Genomic DNA, 22,017 nt, shown 5'->3' with positions numbered 1-22,017 from the left:
GTGCCGCCCCGGCTGCTTAAATCGCGACGAGCTGGCGCACGCCCTGCGCTTCCATGTCCTTGCCGAGCCCGCGCGCAATCACTTCGCCGCGTTCCATCACGAGGTAGTCGTCGGCAAGCTCTTGAGCAAAGTCGTAGTACTGCTCGCACAGCACGATGGCCATGTCGCCTCGGTCGGCCAGCATGCGGATGACGCGGCCGATGTCCTTGATGATGCTGGGCTGGATGCCTTCGGTCGGCTCGTCCAGGATCAGCAGCTTGGGCTTGGGGGCCAGCGCACGCGCGATGGCCAACTGCTGCTGCTGCCCGCCCGAAAGATCGCCGCCGCGGCGGTTGATCATCTGCTTGAGCACGGGGAACAGCTCGAACAGTTCCGCCGGAATGGGCGTGCTGCCGCTCTTGTAGGCCAGGCCCATGCGCAGGTTTTCTTCGACCGTGAGGCGGGCAAAGATCTCTCGGCCTTGGGGGACAAAGCCGATGCCCGCTCTTGCTCTTTCATACGGCGTGGACTTGTGGATCGGCTTGCCTTCAAGCTCGATGCTGCCGCTCTTGATGGGGACGAGACCCATCAGCGACTTGAGCAGCGTGGTCTTGCCCACGCCGTTGCGGCCGAGCAGCACGGTGACCTTGCCGAGCGTGGCCTCGAAGCTCACGTCGCGAAGAATGTGGGAGCCGCCGTAGTACTGGTGGATGTTCTTGACTGTCAGCATGAAATCGATTCCTCAGCGGCCCAGGTAAACCTCGATCACGCGCTCGTCGGCCTGCACTTCGTCCAGCGTGCCTTGAGCGAGCACCGACCCATCGCACAGCACCGTCACGATCTCGGAGATCGTGCGGATGAAGCTCATGTCGTGCTCCACCACCATCAGCGAATGCTTGCCCTTGAGCGTGAGGAACAGCTCGGCGGTGCGGGCCGTTTCTTCGTCCGTCATGCCGGCCACAGGCTCGTCGAGCAAAAGCAGCTTCGGGTCCTGCATCAGCAGCATGCCGATTTCGAGCCACTGCTTCTGGCCATGGCTCAGGTTGCCGGCCAGGCGAGAGACGCTGTCGGCCAGGTGAATGGTCTGCAGCACTTCGGCGAGCCGGTCGCTCTGCGCCGAGTCGAGCTTGAACAGCATCGATGCGCGTACGCCCTTGTTGGTCTTGAGCGCGAGTTCGAGGTTCTCGAACACGGTGAGATGCTCGAACACCGTCGGCTTCTGGAACTTGCGGCCGATGCCCAGCTGCGCAATGTCGGCTTCGCGGTGGCGCAGCAGGTCGATGGTGCTGCCGAAAAACACCGTGCCCGAGTCGGGCCGCGTCTTGCCGGTGATGATGTCCATCATCGTGGTCTTGCCCGCACCGTTGGGGCCGATGATGCAGCGCAGCTCGCCCGGCGCAATGTCGAGCGACAGCTTGTTGATGGCCTTGAAGCCGTCGAAGCTCACGCTCACGTCTTCGAGATAGAGGATGCGGCCGTGCGTCACGTCGACCTCGCCCGGCGTTGCGATGCGGCCGAAGTCGGCGGAACGGCCGCCCGATTCGGTGCTGCTGCTCACATAGGGAATGCCTTTGGCGCGTGCGGCGCGCTCGGCGCCGGCTTCCATCAGGTCGGGCGTCATGCGCGCGCTCCCTTCACTTCGGGCACCACCAGCGGCGCGTGCAGCGCCTCAGGCTCCATGCCTTGCGCGGCGGCCATGGCGCGCTGCGCTTCTTCGCGGCCAGCGCTTGGCACGGCCTTTTCGCGCGACAGCCATTTCTTCACCAGGCCCACGATGCCGTTCGGCAGGAACAGCGTGACAGCAATGAACAACGCCCCCAAAAAGTACAGCCAATACTCGGGGTACGCCACAGTGAGCCAGCTCTTCGCGCCGTTGACGATGAAGGCGCCGATGATCGGCCCGATGAGCGTGGCACGCCCACCCACCGCGGCCCAGATCGCGATCTCGATGGAGTTGGCCGCGCTCATCTCGCCCGGGTTGATGATGCCGACCTGCGGCACATACAGCGCGCCGGCCACGCCGCACATGATGGCGGAGATGACCCAGATCGTGAGCTTGTAGGGCAGCGGGTTGTAGCCCGAGAACATCACGCGCGTTTCGGCATCGCGGATCGCCTGCAGCACGCGGCCGAACTTGCTGCCGACGAGCCACTTGGCAAACAGGAAGAAGCCGAGCAGCGTCAAGCCCGTGAGTGCAAACAGCGTCATGCGCATCTCTTGGGTGGCAATCGGAATGCCAAGGATGCGCTTGAAGTCGGTAAAACCGTTGTTGCCGCCAAAGCCCGTCTCGTTGCGGAAGAACAGCAGCATCGCCGCGAAAGTCATGGCCTGTGTGATGATCGAGAAATACACGCCCTTGATGCGCGAGCGGAACGCGAAGAAGCCGAATACGAAGGCAATGAGGCCCGGCACCGCAACGATGAGGACGAGCGTGGCAATGAAGCTGTCGCTGAAGGTCCAGTGCCAGGGCAGCGTCTTCCAGTCGAGAAACACCATGAAGTCCGGCAGGTCGCTCTTGTAGTTGCCGTCGCGGCCGATCTGGCGCATGAGGTACATGCCCATCATGTAGCCGCCCAGCGCAAAGAAGAGACCATGGCCCAGCGAGAGAATGCCGGTGTAGCCCCAGATCAGGTCCATGGCCAGCGCGCAGATGGCGTAGCACATGATCTTGCCGACCAGCGCCACCGCGTAGTCGCTCATGTGCAGCGGGCTTCCGGCCGGCACCACCATGTTGAGCACCGGCGCCACGGCGCACACCACGATGAGCGTGACGAAGAAGGCTGTCCAGCCCTTGCCGCTCAAGAGCGGCCCTTTGGTTGGAAGTACGACCTTGCTGCTCATGCTTCTGCGCTCCGGCCCTTCATGGCGAAGATGCCCTGAGGTCTCTTTTGAATGAAGATGATGATGAAGACAAGCACCGCGATCTTCGCGAGCACCGCGCCCGCCCAGCCTTCGATGAACTTGTTGAGGATGCCGAGCCCCATGGCCGCATACACCGTGCCCGCGAGCTGGCCCACGCCGCCCATCACGACCACCATGAAGCTGTCCACGATATAGCTCTGGCCGAGGTCAGGGCCCACGTTGCCGATCTGGCTCAGTGCGCAGCCCGCGAGGCCGGCAATGCCGGAGCCGAGCGCGAAGGCATAGGTGTCGATGCGTGCCGTGTTCACGCCCATGCACGCGGCGATCGGGCGGTTCTGTGTGACGCCGCGCACGAAGAGGCCGAGCCGCGTGCGGCCGATGAGCCAGCCCATCGCAAGCAGTACCAGCACCGCGAAGATGATGATGCAGATGCGGTTCCACGGCAGCGTAACGTTGCTCAGCATGGTGAAGCCGCCGCTCATCCAGCCGGGATTTTCCACGCCGACGTTCTGCGCGCCGAACAGCGAGCGCACGAGCTGCTGCAGCATCAGGCTGATGCCCCAGGTGGCGAGCAGTGTTTCGAGCGGCCGGCCGTAAAGAAAACGGATCACGCCGCGTTCGAGCACCGCGCCTACCAGCGCCGAACTCAGGAATGCCACCGGAATAGCCGCCACCAGGTACCAGCCGAAGGCCGCCTCGGGCATGTAGCGCTGGAAGATGCCCTGCATCACGTAGGTGGCGTAGGCGCCGATCATCATTAGCTCGCCGTGCGCCATGTTGATGACGCCCATCAGGCCGTAGGTGATGGCCAAGCCCAGCGCAGCAAGCAGCAACACCGAGCCCAGGCTGATGCCGCTGAACACCGCGTTGATGCGGTCGCCCCACACCAGCGAGCCGTCGATGCTGGCAATGGAAGCAATGATGGCGGCCTTGACGTCCGCTTCGGTCTCGTCGGCCAGGCGTTGGTTGAGCAGCAGCTTGGTGTCGGGGCTGCTGTTGGCGCCAAGCTCCTTGGCCGCGGCAAGGCGCTTGGCCTTGTCGGCGCTGGTGAGCATGCTGGCCGCGCGCACTAGCTGGAGCTGCGCCTTGATGGCGGGATTGGTCTCGGCGGCCAGCGCCTTCTCGACCATCGGGATGCGCGATTCGTCGGGCTCCTTGAAGAGCGCCTGCGCGGCTTCGGCGCGCACCGTGTCGTCCTTGCTCGTGAGCTTGAGCGCAGCCTGCGCGGCATCGAGGGCGCCGCGCATGAGGTTGTTGTTGACCACGTCCTCGGCCGTATCGGGCACCTTCACTTCGGCGCCGGTCACGGGGTCGTAGCCTTTGTCGTCCTTCATCACGAAGACCTTGTCTTCGGTGTACTTGACCGCGTCCTCGGACATGGCCTGAATGAATGCGGCGGTTTTCTCGTCGGCCGTGAGCACGGCCTTGTTGAGCGCAGTGATGCGCGATTCGGATTCGCCGGAGGCGATGGCCTTGGCTTCGTCGGCGGTCAGCGCGTGGACGGCCGATGCCATGAGGAGCATGGCGGCGAGTGCACAGTGAAGGGATCGTCGAAGCATCATGAGGATGGAAGTTGGTAAGGCTCCCTCCCCTTCCGGGGGAGGGTTGGGGTGGGGGCACGCAGCGCCCGAACAAGCGCGGTGCTCGAATCGACCGCCGTCAGCCCCCACCCCTGCCCTCCCCCGTGAGGGGAGGGAGAAACACGCTTTACAGCGACTTGCCAGCTGGCTGGTCAGGCTTCTTGTCGTTGCCTTCGATGTACGGGCTCCACGGCTTGGCCTTGACCGGGCCCGGCGTCTTCCACACCACGCTGAACTGGCCGTCGGCCTTGATCTCGCCGATGAACACGCTCTTGTGCAGGTGATGGTTCTTCTCGTCCATCTTCGAGACGATGCCCGAGGGCGCCGTGAAGGTCTGGCCGGCCATCGCCGCGATCACCTTGTCGGTGTCGGTGCTCTTGGCCTTCTCGACGGCCTGCTTCCACATGTGGATGCCAATCCAGGTGGCTTCCATCGGGTCGTTGGTGAGCGGCTTGTCCTTGTGGCCGGCGATGTTCTTTGCCTTGGCGTAGTCGCTCCACTGCTTGATGAACGCCGTGTTGGTCGGGTTCTTGATCGACATGAAGTAGTTCCATGCGGCCAGGTGGCCGACCAGCGGCTTGGTGTCCACGCCGCGCAGTTCTTCTTCACCCACCGAGAAGGCCACCACTGGCACGTCCTTGGCCTTGAGGCCGGCGTTGCCCAGTTCCTTGTAGAACGGCACGTTGGAGTCGCCGTTGATGGTCGACACCACGGCCGTCTTGCCGCCGGCCGAGAACTTCTTGATGTCGGCGACGATGGTCTGGTAGTCGCTGTGGCCGAAGGGGGTGTACTTCTCGTCGATGTCGGTGTCCTTCACGCCCTTGCTCTTCAGGTAGGCGCGCAGGATCTTGTTGGTGGTGCGGGGGTACACGTAGTCGGTGCCCAGCAGCACCCAGCGCTTGGCGCCGCCGCCTTCTTTGCTCATCAGGTAGTCGACGGCCGGAATGGCTTGCTGGTTAGGCGCGGCGCCCGTGTAGAACACGTTCTTCGACAGTTCTTCACCTTCGTATTGCACGGGGTAGAACAGGAGGCCGTTCATTTCCTCGACCACCGGCAGCACCGACTTGCGCGACACCGAGGTCCAGCAGCCGAAAATCACCGAGACCTTGTCCTGGCCGAGCAGCTGCTTCGTCTTTTCGGCGAACAGCGGCCAGTTGGAAGCCGGGTCGACCACCACGGGCTCGAGCTGCTTGCCCAGCACGCCGCCCTTCTTGTTGATGTCCTCGATAGCCATCAGCACCGTGTCTTTCAACACGGTTTCCGAGATGGCCATCGTGCCCGACAGCGAGTGCAGCACGCCGACCTTGATGGTGTCGGCGGCAAAGGCCGGCGCAGCGGAGATGCTGGCCAGGGCGACGGCGGCGGTGAGCGCCTTGAGTGTGAAACGACGTTGCATGTGGACTCCTGCTCCAGGGTGGTTGAAACCTTTGTCGCCGGGCCTGCCGGACGATGGAGGGGAGTCTGCGGATTCGCCCGGCGGCGAGAAATACGCCGGGTGGCGTACACGGAGGTACTCAGGTGACGGGTCCGCAGCCCGGCTCGCGTCCAGGCGCTTGCCTGAAGGAAACTTAACTCCAAAAACCCATTTTGGGCTTTAAAATGCCCAAAATGGGTAAGTCCTTGTCGCCAGCCATGCAGATCGTGAGACACGCCAGCTTGGCGGACGCTCTGTTCACGACCACCCAGCAACGCGTGCTGGGCTATCTCTTCGGGCAGCCGGACCGCAGTTTCTTTTCTACAGAATTGATCAAGCTCACCGGCGCGGGCTCCGGCGCAGTGCAGCGCGAACTCAAGCAGTTGACCGACAGTGGCTTGCTCATCACATCGCGCGTGGGCAACCAGAAGCACTATCAAGCCAACACCGCGGCGCCGATCTACGACGAGTTGAGCAGCATTGTTCGCAAGACCTTCGGCCTCGCAGGTCCGCTGCGCGAAGCCTTGGAACCGCTCGCCGCAAAAATCGAAGCCGCATTCGTGTTCGGCTCGGTAGCCAAGAACAAAGACACCGCCTCCAGCGACATCGACCTGCTGCTGATCAGTGAAGAACTTGCGTATTCGGACGTGTTTCTTGCCCTCGATGCAGTGTCGGCACGTCTTGGCCGTACAGTGAACCCGACCATGTTCACTAGAAAAGAACTGATGCGAAAGCACAAGGACGGCGAGTCGTTCGTTAAGCGCGTCTTGGAACAGCCCAAGCTCTGGATCATCGGCGACGCGCATGCCCTCCCCGCTTGAAAACCTTTGCGGTCCGGCCAAGCCACTCGCCGCAGAACCCCCGGATGCTCGCGAATTCGCGGGCCTGCTGCGTTCAGGCCTCGCACGCCTGGCGGATGCCCAAGTGATGCAACTCTCCGTCGAGGGCCGGTTCGATCTCGCCTACAACGCAGCACATGCCATGTGCCTCGCAGCGCTGCGTTGGCATGGCTATCGGTCGAGCAACCGGTTCATCGTCTTCCAAGTATTGCCCCATACGTTGGAGTTAGGACCGGAGGTGTGGAGGGTATTGGCGAAGAGCCACGAAATACGAAACCTCGGCGAGTATGAAGGCGACATGAATGTGGATGAACGCATCGTTCGCGATCTGATCGCCGCGTGCCTTCGCGTGGCTTCGAAGCTCTCTGAACTGCCGCCGCCAGACGAGGCCTGAACATCTGCAGCGTCAAGCCCTGTCAATGCTGCTGCGCCACTTTGCGATACAGCACTGCCACCAGCAAGGCCGACACCACCAGATAGCCCAGCGCCACCGCAAACGCTGCGCCATGGCCGGCCGCATCGGCCGTGCTGCCCAGCCGTCCATAGAACAGGATGCCGATCAACGCCACGCCCAGCGCGTTGCTCGCTTGCTGCACCATCGCCAGCACGCCCGAGGCCACGCCCGCGTGCTGCGGCGGCAGACCGGCCAGCACGGTGGACACCAGCGGCGCCATCACCATGCCGAGACCGGCGCCCTCGACCACGAGCAGCGGCACCATCCACGCGGCCACGTGCGAATGGCCCAGCCATCCCGACACGTTGACGAGTTGCAGCGCATGACCCGCGGCCAGTACCATGGCACCGAGCGCGATGGGCGGCTTGCCGCCAAAGCGGCGTGCCAGGCGCGCGCCGGCCATCGAGGTGGCGAAGAAGCCTATTGCCAGTGCCGTGAAGATAAGGCCCGAGGTGAGCGGATCCAATGCGAGGCCTTGCTGCAGGTACAGGGCCAGCACGAAATAGAGCGATGCATTGCCCACGTAGAAGGCCAAGGTGGTGAGTAGCCCCGTGACGAAGCGACTGTTGGCCAGCAGCGCGGGCGCCACCAGCGGTACGCCGCCGCGCGCCGCGAGGCGGCGCTGCTGATACGCGAACACGGCCAGCAGCGGCACGGCAGCCGCAAGGCACAGCCAGCTCCACAGCGGCCAGCCTTGCTCGCGGCCTTCGACCAGCGGCAGCACCACGGCCACCGAACCAGCGGCGGCCAGCAGCATGCCGGCGATGTCGAGTCGGCTCCCGGCGCCGTTGCCGCTGTTCGCCAGCGGCGGAATGACGCGCGGCGCGAGCAGCAGCGCCAAGAAGCCGATCGGCAGGTTGATGAGAAAGCAGCTGCGCCACCCGAGTCCGCCGAGGTCGGCATGGATCAGCAGTCCACCGACCAGTTGGCCGAGCGTGGCACCCAAGCCCAGCGTGAGCCCGTAGGCCGCGAAGGCACGCGCACGGCTTTCACCCGTGTAGGCGAGGCCGATCATCGCCAGCACCTGCGGCTGCAGCAGCGCGCCGGCCAGGCCCTGCAGAACACGGGCCGCCACGAGCAGCTCGGCATTCGGTGCCAGGCCGCACGCCGCCGAGGCCAGCGTGAACAGCAGCAGGCCCAGCATGAACATGCGGCGGCGGCCGAACAGGTCGCCGAGCCGGCCGCCGGTGATCAAGCCCGCGGCCGTGGCCAGGCCGTAGCCGGCCACTACCAGCTGCAAGGTGCCCGCCGAGGCGTGGAGTTCGCGCTGCATCGAAGGCAGCGCCACGTTGACGATGAAGAAGTCCAGCACCACCAGGAAGGTGCCGCTGAGCATGACCCACAGGGCCCATCGGCCGGGCTGCACTACGCCGCCGGCCGCAGTGGAGTTGAGCGATGCGGCTGCCGATGCAGCGATGTTCGATGACTGGGACATGATGGTTTCGAGTGTTGAGATGGAGCGGCGCTGGCGCAATGACCTCGGAGGTCATGGCGGACACTCAGGCAGCGGGCGTAGGCAGGATGAACTGGTAGTCCGCCGCGATGCGCCCGTCGGCCGCGAGCACGAGAAACTCGAGGCCGAGCGCGGCAATGGGTCCACCCTCGGCCGGAGCCATGTGCCAATGGAACATCACGGCGTGATGCAACCGCTGTGCATCGCCCGACGAGGCAAAACGAAAACCACCATCGCGCACGTTCTTCTCGTGCGAGCCGCTGATGCGCTGCTCGAGCGCCTCGTAGCCCTTGACCTGCTGAGTGCGCACGAAGTGCTCGCCGTCAGGCACCCAGAGCTGGGCAATGGCGGCGCGGCGCGTGGCGGGGTCGGGCTCGTTCCAGACGGCGACATAGCGGTCGGCGAGTTCGGCAAAAGAGGTGCGGGTGGTCATGAGCTGGGTCCTTGGGTTCGACTCGACGGAGCCAAAGTGCGAGACCGCAGTTTGTGGCGCAGCGGGTGGACAGTGAATGCCTGCAAAGCCGACAATCTTGTCCATTCGTCCACCGCGACAGGAGCTTTCATGGACCCGCTCGACGACGTGTTCGCCGCCATGCGCGTGCGCAGCGCGCTTTATGCGCGGCTCGAGGCGCGCACGCCCTGGGGCGTGAGCCTGGCGGGCGGCGAGAGCGCGCGCTTCGGTCTGGTGGTGCGCGGCAGCTGCCTGCTCGAGGTGCCGGGCGTGGCGCAGCCAGTGGCGCTGGCCGCGGGCGATTGCTACGTGCTCGCGCACGGCACGCCCTATGTGCTTCGCGACCATCCGGACACGCCGGCCGTGAGTTGCGCCTCGGTGGTGCGCGACCGCATCGGCGGTGTCGTGGAATTGGGCGGCACGGGTACCGCGGCGTCGGTGATCTGTGGCTGGTTTCACTTCGACCAGCGCGCGGCCCGGCCGCTGCTCGATCTGCTGCCGGTGCTGCTGCACGTGAAGATGGAGCAGGCACGCGCCATTGCGCTGCAAGGCACCTTGCAGCTGCTTGCGATGGAAACGGGCGAGCCGGGCCTGGGCTCGGGGCTGCTCGTGAGCCGGCTGGCCGACATCGTGTTCGTGCAGGCCGTGCGCGCGCATGTCGAGGCAGAGGGCCGGCAGCAAACAGGGTGGCTGGGCGCACTGGCCGACGCGCGCATCGGGCCCGCGCTGCGCGCCATGCACAAGGACATGGCGCGCGAGTGGACGGTGGAAACGCTGGCCTCGGCTGCGAGCCTTTCGCGCTCGGCGTTTGCGCAACGCTTCCGCGAGCGGGTGGGCCAGGCGCCGCTGGAGTACCTCACGCAGTGGCGCATGTTCAAGGCCGGCAACATGCTCGGCCAGGGCCATGCCGCGGTCGGCACCATTGCCGGCGCGGTGGGCTATGAATCGGAAGCGGCGTTCAGCAAGGCCTTCAAGCGCACGATGGGCATGGCGCCGGGCGCCTGGCGTGCGGCGGCGCGCGACAGCGCCATGGCTTAGGCACTTTCTGAAAAGCGTCGCTTCAGGCCTTGGCCACAAGCTTGAACCGTGCCGCCGCAAACGCCCAGGTCATGCGCGTGGCATCGGGCCCTTCCGGGTCGCTGAAAAGCAGCCGGGCCGTGCCGCCGCTCCACGCATGCCCGAGGCGCGCGATCTCGCACAGCGTGACCACCGCGCGGCCTTTGCGCCGGAACTCGGTGACCTGCATGGGATGCCGCTTGCCGCGCTGGAGCGTGCGCGGTTTGCCCGGCTTGGCGCCCAGCGCCGTGGCCCATACGGCCGCGCTGTTGACGGCATTGCTGGGCGCCACCACGGCATCGGCGGTGCCATGCAGCACCAGCATCGGCGGCAGGGTCGCGAAAACGGCGGCCGCGCCCATCGCCTTGCCGACCGCGGTGGAGGGCATGGGCGGCGTATGCTGCCCACGCATCGCACCCAGGGCAGTGGCCGAGGATTTTGCGGCGCCCGGCGCCACGCCCGAATGCATGATCACTGCGCGAAAGCGCAGCGGGTAGCGTGTGGCCAGCAGCGCCGCCATGCTGGCGCCGGCCGAGAGGCCGGCCAGCGCAATGCGCTCGCGGTCGACCGGATACAGCACGCAGGCCTGGTCGATGGCCGCCATCAACGTGGCAGCCTCGGCGTCTGCCTTGCCCGATCGGCGCTCATACCAGTTCCAGCAGCCTTGCGGATGGGCCAGCCTGTCTTGCTCCAGGTACAGCACCAGGAAGCGCTGCCGCACCGCCAGCGTATTCATGCGGGTGCTGGCCGCGAAGTCGCGCCCCGTCTGGCCGCAGCCGTGCAGCATGACCATGAGCGGCAGCTTCTCGCCTGGTTTCAGCTTCAGGTCGGCGGGACGGAACAGGTGATAGCCGCGCGCACCGCCTGGGCCCAGCGCCATGCCGCTGAGCCAGTCGCCCCTGCCCGGCGGCGGCTTGAGGCGCTTGGCAGTGGCGCGCTGCACCTGGCCGGTCACTCGCTTGCTGTTGCTGAGGGTGAGCTTGGTGAGTGCCTTCAGGTTGCGCTCGTAAGCGCGGGCGAACAGGGATGCGGTGGAACGACGGACCATGGGGCGCAGTGTGAGGGCAAAGCGCCGGCCGGCCAAACTGCCGCGAAGCCTAGTAGATTTCCGGCACGATCATGTTGGCTGGAACGGGCTGGCGCAGGTAGTCGGCATGGCGTTCACGCGCGGGCAGGTCCACTGGCGGATGCGGCACCTCCCGGTAGGGCAGCTGGCCCAGCAGGTGGCTGATGCAGTTGAGCCGCGCCTTCTTCTTGTCGACCGCCTGCACCACCCACCAGGGCGCCTCGGGAATGTGCGTGCGCTCCAGCATGATCTCCTTGGCCTTGGTGTATTCCTCCCAGCGGCGGCGGCTTTCGAGATCCATCGGGCTCAGCTTCCATTGCTTGAGCGGATCGTGAATGCGGCCGAGGAAGCGCATGTGCTGCTCGTCGTCGGTGATGGAGAACCAGTACTTGATGAGCTTGATGCCGGAGCGCACCAGCATCTTCTCGAACTCCGGCACGGTGCGGAAAAACTCTTCGTATTCGTCATCGCTGCAAAAGCCCATCACACGTTCGACGCCGGCGCGGTTGTACCAGCTGCGGTCGAACAGCACCATTTCGCCGGCGGCCGGCAGGTGCGCCGCGTAGCGCTGGAAGTACCACTGCGTGCGCTCGCGGTCGTTGGGCGCGGGCAGCGCGGCCACGCGAGCCACGCGCGGGTTCAGACGCTGGGTGATGCGCTTGATGACGCCGCCCTTGCCCGCCGCGTCGCGGCCCTCGAAAAGAATGACCACCTTCTGCTTGCTGTGCTGCACCCAGTCCTGCAGCTTCACGAGTTCGCCCTGCAGCCGGAACAGTTCCTTGAAGTAGGCCTGGCGGGCGGCCTTGTCGGTCGTGTGCTGCGCCGCGGGGTCGAGCCCGTCGATGTTGCGGTCCTCGATCTCCAACTCGAGCTCTTCGTCATAGCTGTCGATCAGGTCGCGGGCGATGCGTTGCATCAGGTCTTCGTGGTCTGGAAGTGCGCTCGTCAGCATCATGGCAAGGAAGGGAAGAAGGGGTGGGAACAAGGCATACTGCCCGCCGCATATGACCGTTGCGTGACGCGCTGAATCGCATGGACACGAAGTTGTCATATGGCGCGAACACCATCGGGCCAACCTTTCGCTCGTCTTCCCTGATCCACACGCACCTTGCCGGCACTCCATGACCTGGCCGCCAATTCGTACGGCGGCGACGAAGCCGGGCTGATCTGCGGCTACCTGTTCGACGCCGATGCGCCGGAGCCTGTGCGGGCCATCGATTCGGCGCAGGCCGCGGCCTGGCTGGATACGGGTGCGATACAAGACGGCCCGATCGCCGCGCCGGGCCGTGCGAATTCCCCCGCATTCCTCTGGCTGCACTTCAACCTGAGCCACGCTCAGGCCGAGCGCTGGCTGTTGCGCCATGCGCAGCTCTCCGACACCTTCTACGAAACGCTGCACGAGGGCCTGCCCTCCACGCGCATCGAGCGCGCCGACGATTCGTTGATCGCGGTCATCAACGACGTTCACTTCGAATTCAGCTTCGAGCCGTCCGATATTTCCACCCTCTGGATCAGCGTGGGACCGCGGCTGGTGGTCACGGCGCGCGCCAAGCCGCTGCGCTCGGTCGATGCGCTGCGCACCGCCGTCAAAGCCGGCGACGCGCCGCGCTCCAGCACCGAGCTGCTCGAGCACCTGCTGCGCGCGCAGGCCGACGTGCTGGTGAAGATCGTGCGCGGCGTCACTTCGCGCATCGACCGCATCGAGGACGAACTACTGGCCGGCCGGCTCGACCACAAGCGCGCGCGCCTGGGCGTGCTGCGCCGGCTGCTGGTGCGCCTGCAGCGCCTGCTGGCGCCTGAACCCGCCGCCCTCTTCCGCCTGCTGCAAGGGCCGCCAGGCTGGATGGCAGAGCCAGACGTGCAGGAGCTGCGTGGTTCGACCGAGGAGTTCTCGGTGGTGCTGCGCGACATGCAGGCACTGCAGGAGCGCATCAAGCTGCTGCAGGAAGAAATTGCAGCCAACGTGAACGAGGACAACAACCGCAGCCTGTTCGTGCTGACGGTGGTGACCGTGCTCGCACTGCCGATCAACATCCTCGCGGGCCTGTTCGGAATGAACGTCGGCGGCATTCCGCTGGCCGAACACAAGCACGGGTTCTGGATCGTCGTGGCAATCGTCGCGAGCTTTACCGCAGTGGCGGCCTGGGCGGCTTTCCGCAAGAAGCGCTGAACCGCATCGGCAGTTGCAGTAGTGCTATTTATTTAATAGCAAGCACAATAGCATCCATGCGCCTGCATCGATTTCCAGACCCAATAGAATGACGATGTGTCCACCATCCTCAACGCCGATCTGCACTGCCATTCCGTGGTCTCTGACGGCACCCTGACGCCCGAAGAACTGGCCGCGCGCGCGGCCGCCAACGGGGTCGAGCTGTGGGCGCTCACCGATCACGACGAGGTCGGCGGCCAGCACCGCGCAGCCGCCGCGGCGCGCGCCAACGGCATCCGCTATCTCACCGGCACCGAGATCTCGGTGACCTTCGCCAACGAGACGGTGCACATCGTCGGCCTGGGCTTCGACCCCGAAGACGCCGCGATGACGCAGGGCCTCTACGACACGCGCGGCGGCCGCGGCAAGCGCGCGCAAGAAATGTCCGAAGGGCTGGCCAAGGTCGGCATCCAGGGGGCCTATGAAGGCGCGCTCAAGTTCGTCGGCAACCCCGAGCTGATCTCGCGCACCCACTTCGCGCGCTTCCTGGTCGAGCAGGGCCACTGCCGCGACACCTCCGAGGTGTTCCGCAAATACCTGACCGAAGGCAAGCCCGGCTACGTGCCGCACCGCTGGGCCTCGCTCAAGGATGCGGTGCAGTGGATTACCGCCGCCAAAGGCATGGCCGTCATTGCGCACCCGGGACGCTACAAGTTCACGGCAAACGAGGAATACGCGCTGTTCCTCGAATTCAAGGCGCATGGCGGGCAGGCGATCGAGGTCGTCACCGGCAGCCATACGACGGCCGAATACGTCGAGTACGCCGACAAGGCGCTCGAGTTCGATTTCGCCGCTTCGCGCGGCAGCGATTTCCACAGTCCCGACGAAAGCCACTGCGATCTCGGCAAGCTGCCACCGTTGCCCGGTGCGCTCACGCCGGTGTGGGAATTGCTCAGCGACCGCATCCAGCAGTGAGCCAGAGCCACGGGCCCGGCACCGACAGCGCGGCAACGGCGGCACTGGCGAATGCCCGCGCCGCGTCGCGCCGGGCGCGCGAAACCGAATCCGAGCGCATCCTCGCGGGCATCGGCCTCGTGCTGGTGGCCGTAGCCTGCTTTGCCACGCTCGACACCGCCACCAAGACGTCCACCGCCGCCGTGCCCATTCTCATGGGCGTGTGGTTCCGCTATGCCTTCCAGGCGGTGGCCACCACGGCGGTGCTGCTGCCGCGGCACGGCACCGCGCTGCTGCGCACGCAGCATCCGCGCTATCAACTGCTGCGCGGCGCGCTCTTGCTGGTGTCGAGCACGCTGGCCTTCCTGAGCCTGCGCTACATGCCGCTGGCCGAGTTCACGTCAATCGTGCTGGTGGCGCCGCTCGTCATTACGCTGCTCGCAGCCACCGCGCTCAAGGAGTATGTCTCGCCGCTGCGCTGGGTGCTGGTGGCCGGCGGCTTCATCGGCACGCTGGTCATCCTGCGGCCGGGCGGCAGTGCATTCAGCTGGGCCGTGCTGCTGCCGGTTGGGCTGGTGCTGACTAATGCATGGTTCCAGGTGCTCACGAGCAAGCTGGCGCAAACCGAGAATCCGCTCACCATGCATTTCTATACCGGCTGGGTCGGCGCGCTGATCGCCTCGCTCACGCTGCCCTTCGTGTGGACTGCACTGCCCTCGTGGCACTGGTGGGCCTTGCTGTGCCTGATGGGCTTCATGGGAACCGTGGGGCACTTCTTTCTCATCCTCGCCTACCAGCGCGCGCCGGCCTCGACGCTCACGCCGTACCTCTACGCGCAGATCGGCTTTGCCATGCTGGGCGGCTGGCTTGTTTTTTCGCACGTGCCGGACCACTTCTCGCTCATCGGCATGGCGATGATCGCGGTTTGCGGCGCGGCCGGAGCCTGGCTCACCGTGCGCGAGCGCCGCGTGCCCATCGAACCGGCGGAATCCTGATCAGGAGCTTTTTTCTTCATGGCCCAGTACTTCGAAGTCCATCCCGACAATCCCCAGCAACGCCTCCTGAAGCAGGCCGCGGCGCTGCTGCAGCGCGGAGAGATCGTGGCTGTGCCCACCGATTCGAGCTACGCGCTGGCCTGCCATCTCGACGACAAGGACGCGGTCGACCAATTGCGCCGCATCCGCCAGGTCGACGAGAAGCACCACCTCACGCTGATTTGCCGCGACCTGAGCGAACTGGCCAACTACGCGCGCGTCGACAACAAGCAATACCGGCTGCTGAAGGCCGCCACGCCAGGCCCCTACACCTTTTTGCTCGAAGCCACCAAGGAAGTGCCACGGCGCGTGAGCCATCCACAGCGCAAGACCATTGGCCTGCGCGTGCCCGACCACAAGGTGCTGCTCGAACTGCTGATGCTGCACGGCGCGCCGCTTTTGGCGACCACTCTGATCGCGCCGGGAGAAACGGAGGCGCTGAATGACGCGCAAACCATCCGCGAGCGCTTCGAGAAACAGATCGGCGCGGTCATCGATGCGGGCGCGTGCCCATCGCAGCCCACCACCGTGGTCGATCTCACGCCGATGGGAACGGGCGACGATCCTGTCGTGGTGCGGCAAGGCCGCGGTGCGCTGGCGGTGCTGGGTCTCTGACAAGCGGCACTGAAGCTTTAACTCTGTCTGACACAATCGCACAGTGGATATTTCCAACCTGATACAGACGGTACTTATTTACGCACTGCCCGTGGTCTTCGCGATCACGGTGCATGAGGCGGCGCACGGCTATGTGGCGCGCCATTTTGGCGACAACACGGCCGAGGTGATGGGTCGCGTCACGCTCAACCCCATGAAGCACATCGACCCCATCGGGACCATTCTGATGCCGCTGATGCTGTACTTTGCCACTTCTGGAGCCTTTCTCTTCGGCTACGCCAAGCCGGTGCCTGTGAACTTCGGGCGCCTGCGTCATCCGAAGCGCGACATGATCTGGGTGGCGCTGGCGGGGCCGGCGTCGAACTTCGTGCAGGCGATTCTTTGGGCGCTGGTGCTGGTCGGGCTCATCGCGGCCGGCGTGAATGAAACCTTTTTCATCAAGATGGCGCAGGGCGGTGTGCTGGTCAACCTCGTGATGTGGGCTTTCAACTTATTTCCGCTGCCTCCGCTGGACGGCGGCCGCGTGCTCGCGGGCCTGCTTCCCAACGGAGCGGCGCAGAACTTCCTCGCGCGCATCGAGCCCTTCGGCTTCTTCATCGTGATGGCCCTGGTGCTCGCGGGCGTCGTCAGCACCTTCTGGCTTCGTCCACTGATGGACGTTGGCTACACCGTCATCAACCTGCTTATCTCACCGCTCACGGCTTTGCTGCGTTAAGTTCTCTTCCCCATGGCTACGTCTCCTTCCGCTCCCCTGCGCGTCCTGACCGGCATCACGCCGTCGGGCACGCCGCATCTCGGCAACTACGTCGGCTCGATCCGCCATTCGGTGCGGCAGAGCGTCGCGCCGGGCGTGGAGAGCTTTTTCTTCCTGGCCGACTACCACGCGCTCATCAAGGTGCAGGAGCCGGCCCTCATCCAGCGCTCCACGCTCGAGATTGCCGCCAGTTGGCTGGCCTGCGGACTCGACCCGGAACGCGTCACCTTCTACCGCCAGTCGGACATCGTCGAGATTCCCGAGCTCACTTGGTTCCTCACCTGCGTGACCGGCAAGGGCGTGCTCAACCGCGCCCATGCCTACAAGGCACAGCTCGACAAGAACATCGCCAAGGGCGAAGACCCGGATGCCGACGTGACGGCCGGCCTCTTCATGTATCCGGTGCTGATGGGCGCCGATATTCTGATGTTCAACGCGCACAAGGTGCCCGTGGGGCGCGACCAGGTGCAGCACATCGAAATGGCGCGCGACATGGCGCAGCGTTTCAACCACCAGTACGGCGAGCACTTCACCCTGCCCGAAGCCGAGATCGACGATGCGGTGGCCACCCTTCCCGGCCTCGACGGCCGCAAGATGAGCAAGAGCTACGGCAACACCATTGCCATGTTCGCGCCGCGCGCGCAGCTGCAAAAGCAGATTGCCAGCATCGTGACCGACTCGCGTGCGCCCGGCGAGCCCAAGGACACCGAAGGCTCGGCGCTGTTCCAGATCTACCAGGCCTTTGCCAGCGCCGAAGAAACCGAGGCGCTGCGCAAGGCTTATGCCGAAGGCATCGGCTGGGGCGATGCCAAGCAGATGCTGTTCGAGCGCATCGACCTGGAAGTGGCGCCACTGCGCGCGCGCTACGAAGCGCTGATGAACGACCCGGCGGAGATCGAGCGCATCCTGCTCATCGGCGCTGAAAAGGCCCGCAAGCTGGCGCGCCCCTTCATGGCCGAGCTGCGCCATGCCGTGGGCCTGCGCAACCTCGCAGCAGGCGCCGGCAAGGGAGGCGCCCGCAAGGCCAAGGTGGCCAAGCCGAGCTTCAAGCAGTACCGCGAGCGCGACGGCCTGTTCTATTTCAAGCTGCTCGATGCAAGCGGCGCTGCCCTGCTGCAAAGCCGCGGCTTCGCCTCGCCGCAGGAAGCCGGCCGTGCCATTGCCGCCCTGCAGCAGCAGCGCGGCGCGGCATTGGCCACGCTGGCCGACCGGCTCGAGCCGGCCGGGCCGGAAGAATTACGCGCCGCGAACGAGGCGCTGGAGGCACTGGCGGAAGCAACGGCCCCTACCAACGGGAGTTGATCCGGCAACATCCGTCGGCTTACCCGCCGAGGAAAGACGAAAGAAGACGGTGCGAACACTAAGGAAGAAAACATGAGCATTTATGTCATCGACGACCACCCCCTGATGCGCGACGCGATCGTGATGGTGTTGCGGCGCCTGCGGCCGGCCGAGAACATCGTCGAGCTCGAGCGTCTCGACAAGCTCGCGAGTTCGGTCCAGCAGCGCGGTGCGCCCACCCTTTTCTGCCTGGACCTGAAGCTGCCCGACACCAACGGCGTTTCGGGCGTGGTCGCGGTCAAGCAGGTGTATCCCAACGTGCCAATCGCCGTTTATTCGGCAGCGCCAGCTGGGGACATGGAAGACGCATGCATCGAAGCGGGCGCCGACACGTACATCGAGAAGTCGGCCAGCTCGGCCGAACTGGCCGCGGCCCTGCGCGGCCTGCTGATGGCTGGCTCCGAAGAGGCGGACGAGCCTGCGCTGGCCAGCAACAGCAAGCTTTCCAAGCGCCAGACGCAGCTGATTGCCATGCTGGACAAGGGCATGAGCAACCGCGACATCGCCACCGACCTGGAGATCAGCGAGCACACGGTGAAGGTGCACTTGTGGCGCCTGTTCCGCCGGCTGGGCGTGAAGAGCCGCACGCAGGCGCTGCACTATGCGCGTACCAATGGGTTGATTTCGAGTAACTAAGCTCGAGACTAGGCTCGCCCCCAGGCTCCGCGCACTTCGTGCGCTTCTCCCTCCCCCTACCGGGGGCAACACCAGAGGCCCGGCAAAGCCGGTTCCTCGGTGTTTCTGGAAGGGACAGGTGCGGCCCGTTTAGGCTGCTGAAAACCGCGCTCCGGCGCGGTTTTTCGTTGAGGGCTTCTGAGGCTCAGCCCCCGGAGGCGCTGACGCGAGCTTGGGCGACGGCTTCGTCGGCGTCGTGCATTGCGACGCGGAAGACGCTGCCGCTGCCGAGGCGGGAGCGCACGCTGACGGGGTGGCCGAGCACGTGGGAGAGGCGGGCGACGATGGCGAGGCCCAGGCCGAAGCCGTCTGAGGTGCCGGCGTGGTCGGCCACCTTGTAGAACTCCAGGAACACGTCGCGCAGGTTTTCGGGCGCAATGCCGATGCCGGTGTCCCACACCTCGATGCGCAGGCCGTCGCGCGATTGCCGGGAGGCCAGCAGCACGCCGCCGTCGGTGGTGTACTTGATGGCGTTGGCCAGCAGGTTGCCGATCATGCGGCGCACGCGGATCGGGTCGGTTAAAAAGCTGCCCTCGGTCACGTGCACGCGAAAATCCAGGCCTCGGCTTTCGGCCACCGGGCGGTATTGAAGCTCGAGGTCGTGCAGCAACTCGGCCACATCCACGCGCTCGATGTGCAGCCGCACCTGGCCGGAGTCGATACGCGCCAGGTCGAACATGGAGTCGAACAGCGCGTTCACCGCGTGCGTCGCGCGAACGATCTTGGGCGCGAGTTCCAGCACCAGCTCGGGCTCGTTGCGCAGCCAGTCGGCGTACAGCGACAAGGCCAGCACGGGTTGGCGCATGTCATGCGCGGCGCTGGCCAGGAAGCGATTCTTCATGGCCACGGCCGCCACCGCGGCTTGACGCTGCTGCGTGAGCGACTTGATCAGGATGTGGTTGTGGAACAGCAGTTCCAGGCTGTTGCGCGCCGACTCGTGGATGTTGCGCCCCGCGCGCAGCAGCAAGAACCAATGGAGGATGGGCAGGATCGGCATCAGGAAGCCGTACTGGAAGTGCGGCTCCGCGATGTTGATGCTCACGAGCCGTATCAGCACCGCCCCCAGCATCGTGATGAACAGCGTATTGACATAGCGCTTGAGCAGCGGTGGATGCAGCGCCAGCCCGTTGAGCGGAAAGGTGCCGACCCCTGCCACGATGAGCCAGCTCATGAACTGGTTGACCTGCGGCGTGCGCTCGAAGAACAGCAGCACCGACGCACCCCACACGACCGCGCTGGTGCTCCAGATGAAGCCATAGCGCTCGGTGAACTGCTGCTGTGCGGCGGCGCTTCGGCCGGCATAGCGCACCGCATAGACCTTGGCGCCCCAGGCACGGCAGGCGGTGGCAATGAACCCTGCCGCCAGCCACGTGAGCAGTTCCCAGTGCGGGATATAGCTCCAGTTCAGGCCGACCATCAACGGCATCAGCGCTGCCGAGACCATGTAGGACCCTCGCGCGGAGCGCATCAGGCTGCGGATCAGCTCGCCGCGTACCCACGATTCGGCTTCATCGGCCGAAGCCGGGACCGGTGTCACGCTTGCGATCGACGCATTGGCCATGTGGCGCTGAGCCCTCTTTTTAGTTTTCGACTACAGAAACCGCCCGCAGGTTGCGGGAATGAAGAGGTGGCGATCTTAACGGGCGGTTGCGGCCACTTTGGACGATGGCGCAGCGCCGTGATGCGGCACCCACGAACGAAGCGCTAGGGCCGGATACGAAAGGTCCCGTTTCGCCCTCGCGGACAGCCATCAAAGATGGAGAAGCAGCGCGAAACAGGCAAAAAAATAGCCCCTTTGCGGGGCCATTTATGGAGGAGAGGGAGGGATTCGAACCCTCGGTACTATCGCTAGTACGCCTGATTTCGAGTCAGGTACATTCGACCACTCTGCCACCTCTCCGGTGCTGTCGAGCCTCTGATTCTAGCAGACAAAAACGGGGTTTTTGAAGCCCGATCCGCCCTGCCCGATCAGCCGCGCAGCAGTTCCAGCCCACCCAGGTAGGGCCGCAGCGCGGCGGGGACGTTGATCGAGCCGTCTTCGTTCTGGTGGTTTTCGAGCACCGCGACGAGGGTGCGGCCGACCGCCAGGCCGGAGCCGTTGAGCGTATGGACGAGTTCGTTCTTCCCTTGCGCGTTCTTGAACCTGGCCTGCAGGCGGCGCGCCTGGAAGGCTTCGCAGTTGGACACCGAGCTGATCTCGCGGTAGGTGTTCTGCGCCGGCAGCCAGACTTCGAGGTCGTAGGTCTTGGTCGAACCAAAGCCCATGTCGCCGGTGCACAGCAGCACCACGCGGTACGGCAGCTCCAGGGCCTGCAGCACGGCTTCGGCGTGGCCGGTCATCTGTTCCAGCGCGTCGTAGCTCTTCTCGGGGTGGACGATCTGCACCATCTCGACCTTGTCGAACTGGTGCTGGCGGATCATGCCTCGCGTATCGCGGCCCGCGCTGCCGGCTTCGGAGCGGAAGCACGGCGTGTGGGCCGTGAGCTTGATCGGCAGCTGCGCCTCAGGCACGACCTCGTCGCGCACGAAGTTGGTCAGCGGCACTTCGCTGGTGGGAATGAGGTAGAGCGCCGAATGGTCGGGCGCGGGCTCGCCGTCCTGGCCGCCCTTCTTGGCGGCAAACAGGTCGCCTTCGAACTTGGGCAGCTGGCCGGTGCCGCTCAGGGTGGCGGCGTTGACGATGTAGGGTACGTAGCACTCGGTGTAGCCGTGCTTCTCGGTCTGGATGTCGAGCATGAACTGCGCGAGCGCGCGGTGAAGCCGGGCAATCGGCCCCTTCATGACGCTGAAGCGCGAGCCGGATAGCTTGGCGCCCATTTCGAAGTCGAGCCCCAGTGGCGCGCCCAGATCCACGTGGTCTTTTGCCGTGAAGGCCAGCGGCGTGGCGTTGGCGCCGGCGCCGCCCTGCGGGCTCCAGCGGCGCATTTCGACGTTGCCGGTTTCGTCCTCGCCGAGCGGCACGCTGGCATGCGGCAGGTTGGGCACCGCCAGCAGCAGCGCCTGCAGCTCGGGCTGGATTTGTTCCAGCCGGCTGGATTGCGACTCCTGCTCGGCCTTGAGCGCGTTGACTTCGGCCATCAGCGCATCGGTCGATTCGCCCTTGGCCTTGAGCGGGCCGATCTGCTTGTTCAGCGTATTGCGGCGGGCCTGGATTTCCTCGGTGCGGGTTTGCAGTGTCTTGCGCTCGGCCTCGAGCGCGGTGAACGCCGCCACGTCGAGGTAGGGCTGGTTCTTCTTGCGTTTTTCGAGGCCGGCGACAGCGGAGGCCAGGTCTTTGCGGAGCAGGGTGATGTCAAGCATGGGGGGATTTTAGGTGGGCGTAGCATCTTGCTTCCCACACC

The 22,017-nt window shown here is 65.2% G+C and carries 21 protein-coding genes and 1 tRNA gene; 10 read left to right on the top strand and 12 right to left on the bottom strand.

Annotated elements, in window-relative coordinates; translation table 11 throughout:
* Positions 1-16: 16 nt before the first annotated feature.
* The 5 genes from urtE to urtA all read right to left on the bottom strand — a co-directional run bounded on the left by urtE (position 17) and on the right by urtA (position 5,817).
* On the bottom strand, positions 17-709 hold the full coding sequence (gene urtE / locus J2X92_RS27430) for an urea ABC transporter ATP-binding subunit UrtE (RefSeq protein WP_093015129.1): 693 nt from the start codon (positions 707-709) through the stop codon (positions 17-19).
* A 12-nt stretch (positions 710-721) separates the two neighbouring features.
* Positions 722-1,600 (bottom strand): urea ABC transporter ATP-binding protein UrtD, encoded by an 879-nt coding sequence (gene urtD / locus J2X92_RS27425; RefSeq protein ID WP_093015127.1) that lies wholly within the window; start codon positions 1,598-1,600, stop codon positions 722-724.
* Positions 1,597-2,820, bottom strand: a complete 1,224-nt coding sequence (urtC, locus tag J2X92_RS27420) for an urea ABC transporter permease subunit UrtC (RefSeq protein WP_307580690.1) — start codon at positions 2,818-2,820, stop codon at positions 1,597-1,599. The genes urtD and urtC overlap by 4 nt, the downstream gene beginning before the upstream one ends.
* Entirely contained in the window at positions 2,817-4,364 is a 1,548-nt protein-coding gene (gene urtB, locus J2X92_RS27415) for an urea ABC transporter permease subunit UrtB (RefSeq protein ID WP_307580688.1), read from the bottom strand. Before urtB ends, urtC begins: the two co-directional genes overlap by 4 nt.
* Positions 4,365-4,548: 184 nt before the next feature.
* Positions 4,549-5,817, bottom strand: a complete 1,269-nt coding sequence (gene urtA / locus J2X92_RS27410; RefSeq protein WP_307580687.1) for an urea ABC transporter substrate-binding protein — start codon at positions 5,815-5,817, stop codon at positions 4,549-4,551.
* 224 nt (positions 5,818-6,041) lie between these two features.
* Between urtA and J2X92_RS27405 the strand changes: the two genes are divergently transcribed.
* Together J2X92_RS27405 and J2X92_RS27400 are read left to right on the top strand one after the other, a co-directional pair.
* Positions 6,042-6,656, top strand: a complete 615-nt coding sequence (locus J2X92_RS27405; RefSeq protein ID WP_307580685.1) for a nucleotidyltransferase domain-containing protein — start codon at positions 6,042-6,044, stop codon at positions 6,654-6,656.
* Positions 6,640-7,068 (top strand): hypothetical protein, encoded by a 429-nt coding sequence (locus J2X92_RS27400; RefSeq protein ID WP_307580683.1) that lies wholly within the window; start codon positions 6,640-6,642, stop codon positions 7,066-7,068. The genes J2X92_RS27405 and J2X92_RS27400 overlap by 17 nt, the downstream gene beginning before the upstream one ends.
* Positions 7,069-7,090: 22 nt before the next feature.
* On the opposite strand, the gene J2X92_RS27395 is transcribed toward J2X92_RS27400, so the two are convergent.
* Both J2X92_RS27395 and J2X92_RS27390 read right to left on the bottom strand, forming a co-directional pair.
* Positions 7,091-8,563, bottom strand: coding sequence for an MFS transporter (locus tag J2X92_RS27395; RefSeq protein WP_307580681.1), 1,473 nt, complete (start codon positions 8,561-8,563; stop codon positions 7,091-7,093).
* 64 nt (positions 8,564-8,627) lie between these two features.
* On the bottom strand, positions 8,628-9,014 hold the full coding sequence (locus J2X92_RS27390; protein WP_307580679.1) for a nuclear transport factor 2 family protein: 387 nt from the start codon (positions 9,012-9,014) through the stop codon (positions 8,628-8,630).
* 129 nt (positions 9,015-9,143) lie between these two features.
* On the opposite strand from J2X92_RS27390, the gene J2X92_RS27385 reads away from it, so the two are divergent.
* Positions 9,144-10,070: an AraC family transcriptional regulator gene (locus J2X92_RS27385; RefSeq protein WP_307580677.1), complete on the top strand. Its 927-nt coding sequence runs from the start codon at positions 9,144-9,146 to the stop codon at positions 10,068-10,070.
* Between the two features lie 22 nt (positions 10,071-10,092).
* Here the strand turns inward: J2X92_RS27385 and J2X92_RS27380 are convergent, their stop codons facing one another.
* Together J2X92_RS27380 and ppk2 are read right to left on the bottom strand one after the other, a co-directional pair.
* Positions 10,093-11,136 carry an extracellular catalytic domain type 1 short-chain-length polyhydroxyalkanoate depolymerase gene (locus J2X92_RS27380; RefSeq protein WP_307580675.1) on the bottom strand — a complete coding sequence of 348 codons (1,044 nt, stop codon included), beginning with the start codon at positions 11,134-11,136 and terminating at the stop codon, positions 10,093-10,095.
* Positions 11,137-11,185: 49 nt separating this feature from the next.
* Positions 11,186-12,109, bottom strand: a complete 924-nt coding sequence (gene ppk2 / locus J2X92_RS27375; RefSeq protein ID WP_307580674.1) for a polyphosphate kinase 2 — start codon at positions 12,107-12,109, stop codon at positions 11,186-11,188.
* A 153-nt stretch (positions 12,110-12,262) separates the two neighbouring features.
* On the opposite strand from ppk2, the gene J2X92_RS27370 reads away from it, so the two are divergent.
* The 7 genes from J2X92_RS27370 to J2X92_RS27340 all read left to right on the top strand — a co-directional run bounded on the left by J2X92_RS27370 (position 12,263) and on the right by J2X92_RS27340 (position 18,637).
* Complete coding sequence (locus J2X92_RS27370; RefSeq protein ID WP_307580672.1) at positions 12,263-13,324, top strand: transporter; 1,062 nt, start codon at positions 12,263-12,265, stop codon at positions 13,322-13,324.
* A 96-nt stretch (positions 13,325-13,420) separates the two neighbouring features.
* Complete coding sequence (locus tag J2X92_RS27365; RefSeq protein ID WP_307580670.1) at positions 13,421-14,278, top strand: 3',5'-nucleoside bisphosphate phosphatase; 858 nt, start codon at positions 13,421-13,423, stop codon at positions 14,276-14,278.
* Positions 14,275-15,252, top strand: a complete 978-nt coding sequence (locus tag J2X92_RS27360) for a DMT family transporter (protein WP_307580668.1) — start codon at positions 14,275-14,277, stop codon at positions 15,250-15,252. The genes J2X92_RS27365 and J2X92_RS27360 overlap by 4 nt, the downstream gene beginning before the upstream one ends.
* Positions 15,253-15,270: 18 nt before the next feature.
* On the top strand, positions 15,271-15,906 hold the full coding sequence (locus tag J2X92_RS27355; protein ID WP_307580666.1) for an L-threonylcarbamoyladenylate synthase: 636 nt from the start codon (positions 15,271-15,273) through the stop codon (positions 15,904-15,906).
* A gap of 43 nt (positions 15,907-15,949) precedes the next feature.
* Positions 15,950-16,621 (top strand): site-2 protease family protein, encoded by a 672-nt coding sequence (locus J2X92_RS27350; RefSeq protein ID WP_307580664.1) that lies wholly within the window; start codon positions 15,950-15,952, stop codon positions 16,619-16,621.
* Positions 16,622-16,633: 12 nt separating this feature from the next.
* On the top strand, positions 16,634-17,962 hold the full coding sequence (locus J2X92_RS27345) for a tryptophan--tRNA ligase (RefSeq protein ID WP_307580662.1): 1,329 nt from the start codon (positions 16,634-16,636) through the stop codon (positions 17,960-17,962).
* Between the two features lie 72 nt (positions 17,963-18,034).
* Entirely contained in the window at positions 18,035-18,637 is a 603-nt protein-coding gene (locus tag J2X92_RS27340; RefSeq protein WP_055803034.1) for a response regulator transcription factor, read from the top strand.
* A gap of 184 nt (positions 18,638-18,821) precedes the next feature.
* Here J2X92_RS27340 and shkS read toward each other — a convergent pair whose 3' ends face one another.
* The 3 genes from shkS to serS all read right to left on the bottom strand — a co-directional run bounded on the left by shkS (position 18,822) and on the right by serS (position 21,976).
* The gene (shkS, locus tag J2X92_RS27335) at positions 18,822-20,237 is read right to left on the bottom strand and encodes a surface-behavior sensor histidine kinase ShkS (protein WP_307580660.1); all 1,416 of its coding nucleotides are present in this window, start codon (positions 20,235-20,237) and stop codon (positions 18,822-18,824) included.
* A 249-nt stretch (positions 20,238-20,486) separates the two neighbouring features.
* Positions 20,487-20,576 (bottom strand) — tRNA-Ser (locus J2X92_RS27330).
* A gap of 68 nt (positions 20,577-20,644) precedes the next feature.
* Positions 20,645-21,976 (bottom strand): serine--tRNA ligase, encoded by a 1,332-nt coding sequence (gene serS / locus J2X92_RS27325; protein WP_307580658.1) that lies wholly within the window; start codon positions 21,974-21,976, stop codon positions 20,645-20,647.
* Positions 21,977-22,017: the final 41 nt, after the last annotated feature.

This window comes from Variovorax paradoxus (assembly GCF_030811855.1).
In the GTDB taxonomy this organism is placed as follows: domain Bacteria; phylum Pseudomonadota; class Gammaproteobacteria; order Burkholderiales; family Burkholderiaceae_C; genus Variovorax; species Variovorax paradoxus_L.
The sequence above is the reverse complement of the archived record's forward strand: the minus strand, read 5'-3'. Positions and strand labels throughout refer to the sequence as shown.